This is a genomic window from Gemmata obscuriglobus, assembly GCF_008065095.1.
Taxonomy (GTDB): domain Bacteria; phylum Planctomycetota; class Planctomycetia; order Gemmatales; family Gemmataceae; genus Gemmata; species Gemmata obscuriglobus.
Genome location: NZ_CP042911.1, coordinates 154,724 through 168,600, shown reverse-complemented (window position 1 = coordinate 168,600; position 13,877 = coordinate 154,724). Strand labels below are relative to the sequence as shown.

Annotated in this window: 12 protein-coding genes; 5 read left to right on the top strand and 7 right to left on the bottom strand. The window is 66.6% G+C overall.

Features of this window, described 5'->3' with window-relative positions; translation table 11 throughout:
• Positions 1-420 precede the first annotated feature (420 nt).
• Positions 421-2,250, top strand: a complete 1,830-nt coding sequence (locus GobsT_RS00765) for an L-lactate permease (RefSeq protein WP_010041396.1) — start codon at positions 421-423, stop codon at positions 2,248-2,250.
• On the opposite strand, the gene GobsT_RS00760 is transcribed toward GobsT_RS00765, so the two are convergent.
• Together GobsT_RS00760 and GobsT_RS00755 are read right to left on the bottom strand one after the other, a co-directional pair.
• The gene (locus GobsT_RS00760) at positions 2,228-2,938 is read right to left on the bottom strand and encodes a dual specificity protein phosphatase family protein (protein ID WP_010041397.1); all 711 of its coding nucleotides are present in this window, start codon (positions 2,936-2,938) and stop codon (positions 2,228-2,230) included. The genes GobsT_RS00765 and GobsT_RS00760 overlap by 23 nt on opposite strands.
• Entirely contained in the window at positions 2,938-3,969 is a 1,032-nt protein-coding gene (locus tag GobsT_RS00755) for a DUF6807 domain-containing protein (RefSeq protein ID WP_010041398.1), read from the bottom strand. Before GobsT_RS00755 ends, GobsT_RS00760 begins: the two co-directional genes overlap by 1 nt.
• A gap of 127 nt (positions 3,970-4,096) precedes the next feature.
• Between GobsT_RS00755 and rsgA the strand changes: the two genes are divergently transcribed.
• Together rsgA and GobsT_RS00745 are read left to right on the top strand one after the other, a co-directional pair.
• Positions 4,097-5,329 carry a ribosome small subunit-dependent GTPase A gene (rsgA, locus tag GobsT_RS39240; RefSeq protein WP_010041399.1) on the top strand — a complete coding sequence of 411 codons (1,233 nt, stop codon included), beginning with the start codon at positions 4,097-4,099 and terminating at the stop codon, positions 5,327-5,329.
• 194 nt (positions 5,330-5,523) lie between these two features.
• Positions 5,524-5,955, top strand: a complete 432-nt coding sequence (locus tag GobsT_RS00745) for a hypothetical protein (protein ID WP_010041400.1) — start codon at positions 5,524-5,526, stop codon at positions 5,953-5,955.
• Positions 5,956-6,041: 86 nt separating this feature from the next.
• Here GobsT_RS00745 and GobsT_RS00740 read toward each other — a convergent pair whose 3' ends face one another.
• Complete coding sequence (locus tag GobsT_RS00740; protein WP_033198488.1) at positions 6,042-7,571, bottom strand: Gfo/Idh/MocA family protein; 1,530 nt, start codon at positions 7,569-7,571, stop codon at positions 6,042-6,044.
• 165 nt (positions 7,572-7,736) lie between these two features.
• Here GobsT_RS00740 and carA point away from each other — a divergent pair, with 165 nt between their 5' ends.
• Complete coding sequence (carA, locus tag GobsT_RS00735) at positions 7,737-8,843, top strand: glutamine-hydrolyzing carbamoyl-phosphate synthase small subunit (RefSeq protein ID WP_010041403.1); 1,107 nt, start codon at positions 7,737-7,739, stop codon at positions 8,841-8,843.
• Here carA and GobsT_RS00730 read toward each other — a convergent pair.
• On the bottom strand, positions 8,840-10,078 hold the full coding sequence (locus GobsT_RS00730; protein ID WP_261344336.1) for an acyltransferase family protein: 1,239 nt from the start codon (positions 10,076-10,078) through the stop codon (positions 8,840-8,842). The genes carA and GobsT_RS00730 overlap by 4 nt on opposite strands.
• A 220-nt stretch (positions 10,079-10,298) precedes the next feature.
• Between GobsT_RS00730 and GobsT_RS00725 the strand changes: the two genes are divergently transcribed.
• The gene (locus tag GobsT_RS00725; protein ID WP_010041406.1) at positions 10,299-10,592 is read left to right on the top strand and encodes a hypothetical protein; all 294 of its coding nucleotides are present in this window, start codon (positions 10,299-10,301) and stop codon (positions 10,590-10,592) included.
• A 179-nt stretch (positions 10,593-10,771) separates the two neighbouring features.
• On the opposite strand, the gene GobsT_RS00720 is transcribed toward GobsT_RS00725, so the two are convergent.
• From GobsT_RS00720 to GobsT_RS40895, 3 genes are all read right to left on the bottom strand, one after another.
• On the bottom strand, positions 10,772-12,505 hold the full coding sequence (locus GobsT_RS00720; RefSeq protein ID WP_010041408.1) for an alkaline phosphatase family protein: 1,734 nt from the start codon (positions 12,503-12,505) through the stop codon (positions 10,772-10,774).
• Between the two features lie 182 nt (positions 12,506-12,687).
• The gene (locus tag GobsT_RS00715) at positions 12,688-13,161 is read right to left on the bottom strand and encodes a phosphatase domain-containing protein (protein WP_010041410.1); all 474 of its coding nucleotides are present in this window, start codon (positions 13,159-13,161) and stop codon (positions 12,688-12,690) included.
• A 129-nt stretch (positions 13,162-13,290) separates the two neighbouring features.
• The gene (locus tag GobsT_RS40895; RefSeq protein ID WP_010041412.1) at positions 13,291-13,848 is read right to left on the bottom strand and encodes a peptide chain release factor family protein; all 558 of its coding nucleotides are present in this window, start codon (positions 13,846-13,848) and stop codon (positions 13,291-13,293) included.
• Positions 13,849-13,877: the final 29 nt, after the last annotated feature.

Below are 13,877 nucleotides of genomic sequence, written 5' to 3'. Positions count from 1 at the left end.
CCGTCCCAAGAGCCGTCACCAATCGACACGACCCGCACAACCCGAGCCCGGCCGTTTCGGCCCAAATTCACCATGATTTGCGACCGGAATGGACCCCGCGAGCCGAAAAGTTCGCGGCGCGGGCCGAAGCACCCGGGGGCGTGCCGACAGGCGAGTTACACGCGCACCGACAGACGAGGCCGGGTTGTGCCGATTGTTCACTCTTCAGCGCGGACCGGCGGGCAGCGCGACACTCCGCATCAGCAGCGGAAGTTACCCGCTTGCGGCGCCCTACGACCGTGGGCCAACAGGGCGGCACCAGCGCGAGCGGACCGGGCCGCCGCGCAACTCGTGGCAACTCGTGAAACTTGCTACTTGGCCCGGACCGACACGTGGGTTAGCATCGCGGGTTCTCCCTCCTTGCGCGAATAAGGTCTTTCGATGCCTCTCGCCTACGTTCAGAACCTGGACCCGCTCGGGTTCAAGGTCCTCTCGACTGTTGTTGCCGCGTTGCCGGTGCTGGTGCTCTTTTACCTGCTCGTGGGCCGGCGGTGGCTCGCGAGTTGGGCCGGCGCCGCGGGGGCCGTCTTCGCGATCCTGCTCGCCTGGCTCGTTTACCGGATGCCGCTCGGCATGGCGGGCGCGTCGTTCGTGTACGGGGCCGCGTTCGGGCTGCTCCCGATCGGCTGGACCGTGTTCGCCGCGATGCTGCTGTACAACGTGACCGTTGAAACGGGGCAGTTCACCGTCATCCGCCGCTCGATCGGCGGGCTCAGCCGGGACGCGCGCGTTCAGGCGGTGCTCATCGGGTTCGCGTTCGGCGCGTTCATGGAAGGGGCCGCGGGCGCGGGGTCACCGGTCGCGATTTGCGGGGCGATGCTGGTGGGGCTCGGCGTGCCGCCGTTCCGCGCCGCGGTGATCTGCCTGATCGCGAACACGTCGCCGGTGTGCTACGGCGGCCTGGGGGTGCCGATTATGACGCTGGAAACGTCCAGCGGCGTGTCCGCGGACAAGATCAGCATCATGTGCGGGCACCAGTTGCCGCTGCTGTCGTGCCTGATCCCGTTCTACATGGTGAAGTGCATGTGTACGTGGCGACAAACGTTCGCCATTTGGCCCGCGCTCGCGGTCGGCGGCGGCTCGTTCGCCGCGTTCCAGTTCTTCTTCTCCACCGCGCACGCCTACGGGCTGCCCCCGATCTGGCAACTCACCGACATCGGCGGCGGACTGTTCTCGCTGCTCACGCTGGCGCTGTTCCTGAAGTTCGTGTGGAGGCCGCGCGACGAGTGGCGGTTCCCGGAAGAAGCGCCCGCTCCCGTACCCGCCGCACAAAAGCCGCACGACCCGCAAGCCGAGCACGCGAAGGAAGAGGTCGCGGCCCTGCTCGACGCGCCGAAAACGCCCGAAGCGGAGAAGCCGCTTACGGCCGGGCTGGTCGCTTGGGCGTGGATGCCGTGGCTCCTGATGGCCCTGTGCCTCGTTGTCAGCGGGTACATCAAACACCTGGAAAAGCAGAAGGGGGCGGCGCTCGACCTGGGCGGTATCCAGAGCTACTACGACGTCGAAATACCCGGGCTGCACAAGCAGGTCGAGCGGGCAAAGGAACTCATTCCCCCGAACACGCCGGACGAGAAGAAACTCGAAGCCGCGGTGTTTAAGTTCACCTGGCTGACGGCCCCCGGCACGCCCGTACTGACGGCCGCTCTGCTCTCAATGCTCTTGCTGAAAATGTCGGGGTTCCAAGTAATTACGGTGTTCCGCAAGACGGTCCACCAGATGCGCATCCCGATCCCGACCATCGCGTTCATGCTCGGGCTGAGTTACGTAACCAAGTACGCCGGAATGGACGCGACACTCGGCGTGGCGTTCGCGGCAACGGGTGTGTTGTACCCGTTCTTCGCAGCGATGCTCGGCTGGCTCGGCGTGTTTCTCACCGGCACCGACGCCGGCAGTAATGCGCTGTTCGGGGGCCTGCAAAAGATCACGGCGACCGAGGTGTGGACCGCGCACTCGGCCGGCGCGATGAGCAACTTGACGCTGGAGCAGGCTCAAACGCTGATCTGCACCGCCAACAGTACCGGCGGGGTGATGGGCAAGATGATCGACGCGCAGAGCATCTGCGTCGCGACCGCGGGCACGAACCAGGTGGGCAAGGAGGCCGACCTCTTCAAAGCCGTCATCTGGCACAGCATCCTGCTGGCCAGCATCGTCGGGCTGCTGACCGCGCTGCAAGCGTTCCTGCCGCCGTTCACGCTGATGGTGCCGAAGTAGCGAGCCCGCCCGCGAACCGGTCCAGCGCGGCGCGTTGGGCGCGGTTCAACCGAACCCCCGGGCGCAACCCGCGCAGGTGAGCAACCGCCTCCTTCGCGCTCGTCACCGTTCCGGTCGCGAGCAGATACGCCGCAGCCACCAAGGCGCTGCGCCCGTGCCCGAGGGCGCAGTGAACGTACACCGGGCCGTTCGCGGCGCGGTCCTTGACCCAGCCGACCGCCTCGCGCAGCACGGCCTGAGTCGGCGCGGTCGCGTCGAGCAGCGGCAGCGACCGGTAGTGAGGGGCGGCGCGCAGCACCGGCGGGTCGGTAAGCTCGCCGGCCAAATCGAGCACCGCCGGCCATCCACCCACCCGCCGCGCCTCTCGTTCCGTAAGGCGCCGGCCGAGGAACACGTTGGGCACGATCTGAACGAACGCGCCTTCACGCGAGCCACAAACCGCGAGCCGGTAGGACAGCGCGACGAGAACGAAGTACGGCCCGTGAACCGGCCACGCCCAGGCGCCCCGGCGGCCGCTCGCCCGTTTGCACAGGAGCCGCGGGCCGGCCCCGAAATACGCGACCGCGACGACGAGAAACGACACCGCTGCGGCGGCGCCTGCCACCTGAACGGGCCACGGCGCCGCGGCCGTCACAAGCGCCGCGCACGCAGCGAGGATCAAAAACACGAAGCCGTAGCCCGCCGACATCACTTCGTGCTCTTGAACGCTTCAAACGCCTCCGCAACCTTACCGGTCTTCACGTCGCCGGTGTGCGCGTAGACCGCGTATTTCAGTTTCATCTCACTGCCCTTGTCCAGTTTCAGCAGCGGGCCGGCGCCGTCCTTTTGCGACGGGAACCCGCTGTGCGCGCGGGCGAACGGGTTCGCCGCGTTCAGTCCGTAAGCGCGAACGTGCCAGTTCGATTTCGGGTTACTCGGGTGGTCGAACACCGCGACTCCGACTTCCTTACCGTCGAGCTTACCCGAGTAGTCGATCCACTGCGCCGGGTGCCCCCAGATCGACATGTTGTCCTTGACCGGCGGCGCCACCACCTTGCCCTCGGCGGTGGTCACGACCGCCCCGGTCTTTTCGGTCGGGCGCAGCCCGTCGTGAACCCGGATGCCGAACGAGCCCTCCTTGGTGTCGCCGAACGTGATCGGGCACACGGTGGCTTTCAGCGTGATGTCGAACGCGAACGTCCGGCCCTCAGCGCCTTCAAAGAAATGGATGACGCGCACCTCGTCCATGATCTTCACGCCGTCCGGGGTGAACCATTCGTTGTGCGTCTCGACGCTCGCGTGGTTCTTCGCGTGCTGCTTCGGCTCGCCGACCTTCACGCACTTGATCTTCCCGTGTCGCGGGCCGTCCTTGTCCCTCGCCTCGCTCCAAAAGTCCACCCCCTTGTCGGCCTTATTTACGGACTTGACCTTCAGTGCGATCCCCTCCGGAATCACATCGCCGTGGCAGAACCACACGGACTTCTGGTGAACGTGATCCGAGGTGGCCTCGCCCGGCAGCCCCTTCTCGACGGGCCACGCCCGGGTCACACCCACGCCGTTGGGTGCCAGGACCGGGTACAGGTACGGCTTCGCAACCGACTCCGCGGTGGCGTACCGGGCCACGACCTGCGTGCCGGCTTTGAACTCGACGGCGCTCTTGCCGACGGTGACGGAAACGTCGGCGGCGCGCGTGACCGCCGGCAGTATGAGCAAGACGAACAGTGGCAGCGTGCGGGGCATGGCTCACTCCGGAGAGGGGCAAAACGGTGGATGTAGTGTCGGCCGGCGCCGCGCGCGTGTCAACCGCCATCAACCCGGTCCCGCGCGCTGCGCAGCGGAACCACCCCCAACCGGTTAAGATGCCCCCATGAGCAAGAAGAAAAAGGTGCGCGTCGAACTCCGGAAGAACCGCGAGAAGCCGCCACGCGAGAACGACATCACCCGCGACTTCAAGGAAGGTGACGGCCGCGCCGACGACGCCCGAACCAACGAGCGGGTGCGCGCGAAGGGCGCGATTTCGCGCTACCGCACCGTCGTTCAGGACGAGGCCGCGAACGGCACCGCCATGCCCGCGGTGAACGTGGGCGAGTGCCTGCGCGGGCGCGTGCTGCGGGTCCACGGGCTCGCGTCGGTCGTGGAAACCGACGACGGCCGCGTCTTCCGCTGTGCCGTGCGCCGGCTGCTCAAAAGCCTCGCGACCGACGAGCGCAGCGTCGTAACCACCGGGGACGTGGTGTGGATCCGGCCCGCGGGCACGGGCACCAGCGGCCGGGCTCCCGCGCCCAGCCCGACCGACGACGCCGGAAACGGCGAGCCGGACGACGCCGCGCCGCAGCCGCCAACGAGCGACGGCCTGTCGGCACCTCAGGAAGGCATGATCGAGCGCGTCGAGCCGCGGCACGGGGTGCTCACCCGCGCCAGCCGGCGCCGCGAGCACGTGCTCGTCGCGAACGTCGATCAGCTCGTCATCGTGATGTCGCTGGTCGAGCCGAGCCTGAAGCCGCACCTGATCGACCGCTACCTCGCGGCGGCCCAGCAGGGCGGGCTGAAACCCGTACTGTGCCTGAACAAGGCCGACCTGCTCACCGACCCCACCGAACTTCAGCCGCTCATCGGGCTGTATGCCCAGATGGGCGTACCGGTCTACCTGTGCAGCGCCCGCACCGGCTACGGCATTCCCCGGTTACAGGAACAGTTGCGCGGCCGCTCGACCGTATTCTCCGGGCAATCGGGCGTGGGCAAGTCGTCGCTCCTCAACGCGGTGCAACCGGACTTGGCGCTGGCGGTCAAATCGGTCAGCGAGGTCAACCAAAAGGGGCGCCACACCACCACTTATTCGCAGCTCATCAAACTCAACTTCGGCGGGTGGGTCGTGGACACGCCAGGTGTGCGGCAGCTCCAGCTCTGGGACGCGCGGCCGGAAGAAATGGAAGGGTACTTTCCCGAGTTCCGACCCTTTGTACCGCTGTGCAGCTTCCCGGACTGCACCCACACGCACGAGCTAAATTGCGCGGTGAAGGACGCCGTAGCCCGGCGGCTTATTACCTCTCGTCGGTATCACAGCTACTTGGGTTTGTTCCACGGCAATGCGGACGAGTAGGCGCGGGGCCGCACAACCGTGCTCAACGATACACACGGATAGCCAGTCGACTCTGCCGGTCAGGAAGACGGATCGGTTTACGTGAAGTGGGTCATCTACATCTGCCGAAGCAAACGGGGTAATCGAAGCCGTTCGGAGATCCCGTTCCGCCCGTTCGCCCCCGGTCGCGCCGGGGATCGCAGGAGAAACAACTGATGACCCGCTCCGTCCGCATACTTGCGTTCCTGCTCGTCACCACCCTCGGCGCCTACGGGTGCATGAAAGCGCCGGATACCCCGAGCACGGCCGCAATCCAGAACACGAAGCTCGAAAAGCTGGAAGAAGAGTACCGCAGCGCGATCACCACACGCGAGCAACTGCGGCAAAAGCTGCTCGCGGCCGAACAGAACGTAGCCACACAAAAGAAGGCGCTGGCAGACGCCAACTCGGCCGCTGCGGCCGAGCGCGACGCACTCAAGGCAGAAGTGAAAGCCCGTACCGGCGAGCGGGACGCCCTTCAGGGGCAGTATGACACGTTCCGCAAAACGCTCCGCGACATGATCGGCACAGCGGACACCGCGGTGACCAAGCTGAACCTGCCGGCCCCCACAGAGTCGGCCGCCACGAGCCTCAGCAACCGAAACTGATCGACATCTCGATCAACGTAAAAACCGGCCCGCTGCGGTCGCGACTCCGAACTGCGGAGCCGCGACCGCAACGGGTCGGTGTGCTTTTACCTGGCCGGATCTTTGCCGTTCAGCCACGGCCCGGCCAGCGACTGATAGGACGGCGGCTGTACGACGCCACCGTCACCGCCGCTCCAACCGAAGATCTGATTCGGCTTCGCGCGCTGGCGGCTCCGCTGCTCTCCGCGCTCGGCCCAACTCGGGTCGGCCGGTACGATCTGCCGCTTCTCGTTGTCCCAGAACAGCGCCGAACCCGTCCGGTAGCTCTCCACCGCCATCGCCGCGGTCGTGACCGCAACCGCACCCAGATCCGGCGGGCAAAAGGTGCTTTGCCGCCGCGTCTGGATGCACTCCAGGAAATTGCCCCACATCGCTTCGGTGTCGTTGCGCGGCGGCTCGACGGCCACAAACGACGACGGTTCCGGTGCCGATTCCATCCGCGGCGGGAAGCTGGCGCCGCGGGTCGGGTCGTCGCGGAACACCTGGAACCCGCCCTTCACGAACTTGATCGCGCCCAGCCGCCCGCGGATCACATCTTCCATCGGGTAGCCGCTCAGGGTGGTGGCGGTCGCCACGAGCTGACAGCCTTCGTCGTAGTCGGCAACGACGGTACTCACATCGGGCACGTCCCGCCCGTCGGTTTCGAGGTACAGCCCGCCGCCCGCGGCCACCCGCGCCGGGAACCGCACGCCCATCGCGGCGTTCATGCGCGTGAGGTAATGCGAGAGCATGTCGGTGAACGGCCCGCCCGAAAACGGCCACTGGCACCGCCACTGGGCGAACGTGGCGCGGTCGAACGGCTGCTCCCGCGGAGTCGGCCCGACCCGCCGGCCGGCGCACTCGAACTGGTGTCCAAGGAACAGGTCCCAGTCCACGGTCTTGGGCGTCATCTGCTGCGCGAGCCGATAGAACCGCCATTGACCGCGCACGTCGTTACGGAAGAACCCTGTTTGCGCGTGCGCCACGTGCCCGATCGCGCCCGTCCGGATCGCGTCGAACGCCCGCATCCACACACCATCGGCCATCGACTGCGCGCCCACGGTCACCACCCGCCCGGTGTGGCGCCACGCGTCCACCACAGCGACCGCTTCCTCGGCGGTGCGGGTCATGGGCTTCTCGACGTACACGTCCTTGCCGGCGGAAAGCGCGTCGAGCGTCATGCGCCCGTGCCAGTGGTCCGGGGTCGTGATGCACACCGCGTCCACGTCGGCGCGGTCCAGCACGACCCGGTAGTCCTTCGTGACGTGCGACTTGTCCGCGCGATCCAGACCGCACTTTCGGGCGGACGGGTGGAGCCCCTGCGCGTACCGGCGCCGGGTGGCTTTCCCGCCGAAGTGAACCTCGTACTCGTCTTCCAGCCCGTCCCACACGTCGCACACCGCGACCGCCTGAACGGGCTTCCCCTCCGCCGCGAACTTGTTCACGAGGTCGATGTGCGCTTGCGCGCGCCCGCCGCACCCCAGGAAGCCGACCCGGACGCGCGCGTTGCTCCCCGCGACGTTCGCGTAACTCGCCGCCGACAGCGACAGGGCGGCGGCCGAACCGAAGAACTTGCGGCGGTCGAGTGGGGTCGGCATGGCTTCGCTCTTCACCGTTCCGGCCTTCCGGCGAGGGGCCGAGGGCCGTCGTTTCGACGTTCCGGGGGCGTGAATCGTTCCCGTTATGATATCCGATCGGTCGCCCCGTCCGTATCATTCATCTAGTTTGCGCCGCTTTACCTCTAGAGAGACGAATAGCAGCACATGCACGCGAAACTGGCTCTGGCGGACGGAACCGTGTTCACCGGTCGTGGGTTCGGCGCGACCGGCGAGACCCTCGGCGAGGTGGTGTTCAACACCTCCATGGCGGGCTACCAAGAGGTCCTCACCGACCCTTCGTACACCGGACAGATCGTCACGATGACGTACCCGCTCATCGGGAACTACGGCACCACCGCCGACGACGAGGAGTCGAACGCGGTCCGCGTCGCCGGGTTCATCGTCCGCGAGCTGACCCGCGTGCCAAGCAACTTCCGCTCCGACCGCGACCTGGACAGCTACCTCAAGGCCAGCAACGTCGTCGGCATTGAGGGCATCGACACGCGGGCGCTTGTGCGCCGGCTCCGCGTCCGCGGGTCGATGAACGGCATCCTGTCCACCGCCGACCTTGATGACGCCTCCCTGGTCGCGAAGGCGCGGGCCTTCCCCGGCATGGAGGGGCGTGATTTAGTTTCCGAAGTGGTACCAAAGCAGTCATTCAAGTGGGACAAGGGGTTCGGCGCGTTCGCGGACCACGTGCTCCCGCACCGCCCGGCCACCAAGAAGGTCGTGGCGATCGATTACGGGATGAAGTGGAACATCCTGCGCTGCCTCACACAGGTCGGGTGCGACGTGACCGTCGTCCCGGGGACCGCGAGCGCGGACGAAGTGCTCGCACACAACCCGGACGGGATCTTCCTCTCCAACGGCCCCGGCGACCCCGCCGCGGTGGGCTACGCCATCAACACGGTCAAGCAACTGATCCCGAAGAAGCCCCTTTTCGGAATCTGCCTCGGCCACCAACTCTTGGGCCTCGCGCTGGGCGCGAGCACCTTCAAACTGAAGTTCGGTCACCGCGGGGCGAACCAGCCGGTGCGGAACGAGCTCACGAAGCAGATCGAGATCACCACGCAGAATCACGGGTTCGCGGTGGACCCCACCACGCTCCCGAAAGACGTGCAACCGACGCACATCAACCTGAACGATAACACCCTGGAAGGGTTACGGCACACGACGCTGCCGGTGTTCAGCGTACAGTACCACCCCGAAGCGGCAGCCGGACCGCACGATTCGAGCTACCTGTTCGAGGAGTTCCGCAAGCTCATGGATTAACCGACGTGAACCGCCGGGACCGGGCGCGGTCGTGTGTCGCGCACCGGTTCCGGTACCCGACCGCGATCCCGTTTCGGGCGCTTTCCGTTCAGCAACACGCCGAGTCGCGTGTGCCGCACACCCAACTCGTAGCTCGCCAGTGACACCGCAAGTGTGAACACACACACAAGCAAGAACTCGGCGACCACCGGCAACGTGGTCGGGGCGAACCACACCTGAAACGCCGCCTGCACCGGGAACCCGATGAGGTAGCACCAGTACGACGCGTCCGCCAGGTACGCCCACCGCGGCCCGCCCGCGGCGAAGTACCGCTGAAACAGTCCGATCAACCCGCCGATCATCAGCCAGGTGTACAGCCCGCCGACGAATATCGCGACCGCCTTCCACACGGCCAAGCGTGCCGGGTCGGTGTCGCGTTCTTCTTCCGCCCAGTTACCTGTAACGGTCAGTTTCAGCATCAGCGGGAGCACCACGACGTTCGCAACAGCGAGCCGAACCGCCCACCGCCGACCGACGGTCGCGAGCATGTCCCGGTGCCGGTGGAGAAGCGCCCCAACAAAAAAGAACCCGAGGTAGTACGCCAGCACCGTGATGTCCGGCCCCCAGCCCTTCGGGGTGTCGATCCACCACGCCGGCATGTCCCACAGCACCGGAACCGCAATAGCGGCGACAGCAGGCACCTTCCACCGTGAAGCGAGTGCGCGCCGGGCTAACGCATCAAAGGCGCACACGATGCCAAACGGAAGGCGCAATCCGATGGAACGGATCGCGACCCACACCGCACAACACATCAGCAAGTAGTACAGAAACCACAAATGAAAGTTCGGGCCGACCCAGCCGCCGGCCCCGTCAGCGGCCCACGTGGCCCCGCGGGTGGCGGTGTGCGCAGCAAAAATCAGGTGCAGCGCCGGGCACAGAATCAGTACCGCGAGGGCCAGCGGCAGGGCGACACGCGCGAGCCGGTTCCGGACCAGTTCACTGGCCCCGCGCCGGGACGCCAGCGCGCACGCTCCGAACCCGGCCAACAAGAAAAACAGTTGCATACGAAAGTCGTGGACCGCGAAGAAGCACACGTCGGCGGCGGCGTGCCGGGTGTGATCGCGCACCGGAAACCCGATCAGACCGGTCGCGGTGTACGGCAGCACGCCGTGCGTCACCAGTCCGAGGAACATGGCGACAACGCGTAGATTGTCGAGGGCGGCAACTCGAGACGACGAGGTGTTCGGTTCGGCCATCATCCGTGCCGTTTCCGGGCGAGTCCTTTCACCGGAGGCGAGGGGTTGGGCGCCGAGCGGAGAATGTTACCGCCGGCGTCAAGTCCGTTGCAACCCCATCTGCCGACGCATTGCCGTTGCGGCCCCGGCGGCGAGCGGGTATGCCCCTGCCCTCCGACGAACTCGGACGGGGGCGCGAAGGACCGCGCCGCTCGTCGTTCGCTCTCACGGGTGCCAACGGATGTTGCGGCGCGTTTTGCTGGGCTGTGTGTGCGTGGTGTCAGCGGTCGGCGCGGTGTCGGCAGCCCCGCCGGGGTTGCAGCCGCGCCCACACGTCGAGGGGCGCGAAATCGACCCGGTGACCCGCGACCACTTCCTCCCCGAATCTCCCGCGGTCGTGAGCGAACCGCCCGCGTCGCCGGCACAGCCCCGCACCGAGGGCGACGCATTTTGGGCGCTATTGTTCGGCGCACATGAAGCGGTGCTGAACAAGTTCACGATGCCGTTGGGCACCGCGCGTTTCGGTGACATCTGATACCGAAGCGGTCACCGGGCGCCTCATTCACGGTCCGATTGCTGGCGCCCGTTTTTGGCTGATGTTTTTGTGACACGGACACTCCGGTCTATGCTGGGCGAAAAAGCCGCACAGATAGGAGTGTCCGTGTCACAAGAAACAGACACAATCAGCCCAGACCGTGGCGCCCAGTGTCCGCACTATTCCAACGTTTCCGGCACCGGGAACTGCGCATCTTTCGGCCGACGCACGTTCAACCACTTCGCAAAAATGCTCGCCATCGCTTGCGGCGTGGTCGGTTCCGTGCGAGCCCCGCCGCGAATCCCCGGACCGTACACCAGCAGAGGCGCATGCGTGTCGTAGTTGAACGGCGAACCGTGCGTTGTGCCTGTCGGGGTACTCCCGGGTAGCGCGTACGGCACCAGGACAATCGCCAAATCACCACAGCGCGATGGATAAAACGACCGCTTCATGCGGGTCGCGATCACGTCCGACTCCGGGACCGTACCCGACAGTTCTTCGGCGGTCAGGGTGCGCAGCACGTGCTTGTGCCCGCGGAGCGCCTTGGCGGTTTCGGCAACGACTTCGGACTTCGGGCGCCCGCTCGCCTTGACGACCCGCTCGCTCAGGTGGAGCCACGGGAACTGGATCGACTCCACCCACCGCGCGTCCTTGTCGGTCGCCGAGATCAGCGCAGGGTACTTTTTCGACAGGTGCGCGTTGACCAGTTTTGTAAGCTCCGTGGTACTCACCCGGGGGGCGCCGGTCCGCTCCGGGAGTGGGCAAACGCCGTGGTCCGCCGTGATCCCCATCAGGTACTGCCCCTTCCCGACTTTCTCATCCAGGAATTCGAGGAAGTCCGCCATGAGCGCGTCCGAGCGGAGTGTAACGTCGAGCACCTCCTGCGAGTCCGGCCCCCAGGTGTGCCCGATCAGGTCGTTCGACGAAAAGCTCACCACGAGCAGGTCAGGGGTGTCGTCGGTGCCGAGCCCCTCGGCGCTGATGCAGGACTTCGCGAACTCCAGCAACAGATCGTTGCCGTAGGGCGAGTTGGCAAGCGCTTCATAGTACTTCGCCCCGAGCACCGGCCGGCCGCCGGTCGTCGGGTGCGGGAACGCGCCCCCTTGCCCGACCCCGCCGCCCTCACCGCGAACGTCGTCCGGGCCGCTCCAGCGCACGTAATCCAGGGTCGGACGGGACCGCTCCCATGGGTGCCCGAACCACCGGTCGGCGACCTTCGAGGCGTTGAAATCCGCAACCCACTTGGGCACACGGTCGCCGTAGTAGGTCGAGGTGCCGAACGTGCCGTAGAACCAGAACGCGCCGTCCGGCCGTTTGCCGGTCGGGAGAATCGCCGACCGGTCCTTGAGCGACAGCCCGAACACTTTCGCCTTCGGCCCGTGCGCCTGTTTCAGCACGTCCGCGACCGTTTCGCTCAGCAAGCGCTCGGGCGTGCCGACCGCCTTCGGCTTGGGTTTGGCGGGCGGGTTCTTCGGTTTCTCGGTCGGATCGGCCGGGAACTTCGGCGCCGGGGGCACGAGATCGTACCGCTCGCTCCCGGCACAGTACACCTCCTGGCCCGACTCCAGCCACTCGTTGTTAACGATGCCGTGGGTGTCGCCGCACGTCCCGGTCAGTATCGAGGCGTGACCGGGGCCGGTCACCGTGACCCCATACGGATAATGGCAGCGGGTGAACCACGCCCCGTCGCGCTGGAGCCGGGCGAACCCGTTGGGGCCGAACAGCGGCCGCCAGCGTTCGAGAAAGTCCCCCCGCATCTGGTCGAACACGACCAGCACCGCAAATTTCACCGGTCGTGTCGGCGGCGCGGCCGGGGCGGCGTGGTCGACCGGTTTCGGCGCGACGAGCCACCCGATACTGCTAACGACGGCAAACAGTCCGACCAACGAGCCGAACGCGGAGAATGGGTTCATCGGCGATGAGTCGCAGAGGCTGGGGTGGGTGCAGAAGGTGGTTGTATCGCCCCACACGGAACGTTGCGATAAGTAACGTGTGAAAGATTCGTCACATCGGTGTGAAGAAAGCCGGAGCGGGCGAGCCGATTTGCGGAAGCGGTGCGGGTCCCGAACACGGAACGGGCCGAGCGTTTTCCGACCTACTCAGCGGCGGACACGTCCGAGTCGGGCACGGCAAATTTCTTGGCGTACTGCTCGATCGCGCGCTCCTGGTCGAGTGTTTCCACCGACCCGGGGCGCAGCTCCCGCACTTTGCGCAGCGCGTCGCGTGCGCTCAACCCGGTGCTCACGAAGTACGCGGCCAGGACGGTCCCGGTGCGCCCGAGCCCGGCGGCGCAGTGAATCGCCACCCCCATTTGCGAGTCGTGCGCCCGCTTTAAGGTAGCCAGAACGTGGTCGAACTGGCGCTGGCTCGGAGGCTCCATGTCGGGAACCGGCACCGACACCGCCAGAAGTCCGGCGTCGTTGAGCCAGTTCCGCGGCAGTGGGTTCTCCGTGAGCGACACCAGTACGTCGATCCCGTGGCGGCGCAGCCAGAGCAAATCGTCCGCCGACCGCGGGCGGGCCAGCGCCGCGAGTCGCGGTTGGTCGATCCAGGAAAAGCCCGGCGGCATCGAATCACCCGAGCGGAATGGTAGGGTGGCCGGCGCCCGAGGCGGGCGCCGGTCTTCACACACGATACACAACCACCGACGCGCGGCCCACCCGATTCCGTGAGCGGCACGACGCAACCGGCGCTCGCCTCACCGCAGGGCTTTGTGTCCGTGAGCGGTACGAAGCCGGTTCGCCTCCTGCCACACTTTCGGGTCGGTTTGCAGGAAGTCGATCAGGTTACCGGTCGAAACGCCGAGCAGAGTCGCGGCGTCCGCGGCGCGGGCCTCGACCGCCGCGAACACATCCAGCGCCACCCCGACCGCCAACCAAAACCGCGGGTTCTTTGCACTCAGGTTGAGGCGGCCGTCTGCGCTGCGTGCGTCAGTGTAGTCGGGGAGGGCCGCGATCTGTTCGGGCGTGGGTTCGGGTGGCAGGGGGTCGCGCAGCTCCAGAAACAGCGCGTGCCACAGCCGCTTCAGGGCTTTGGCTTTGTTCTCGTGCTGCGACCGGCTCTCCTCGGCGATCACAATGAGACCGGTCGGGGCGTGCCGCAACCGCACCGCGGAGCTGGTTTTGTTGCGCTTCTGGCCGCCCGGACCACTCGCCCGGTAGGTGTCCACCTCGCACTGCCGCAGAAGTTGGTCCTCGGTGAGGTGCGCCCACGTCGCTCGCGGCAGTCCGTTGGTTGAAGGCGTCGGGTGTGACACAGCAAGCTCTCGCGGCGCGAACGGGCATT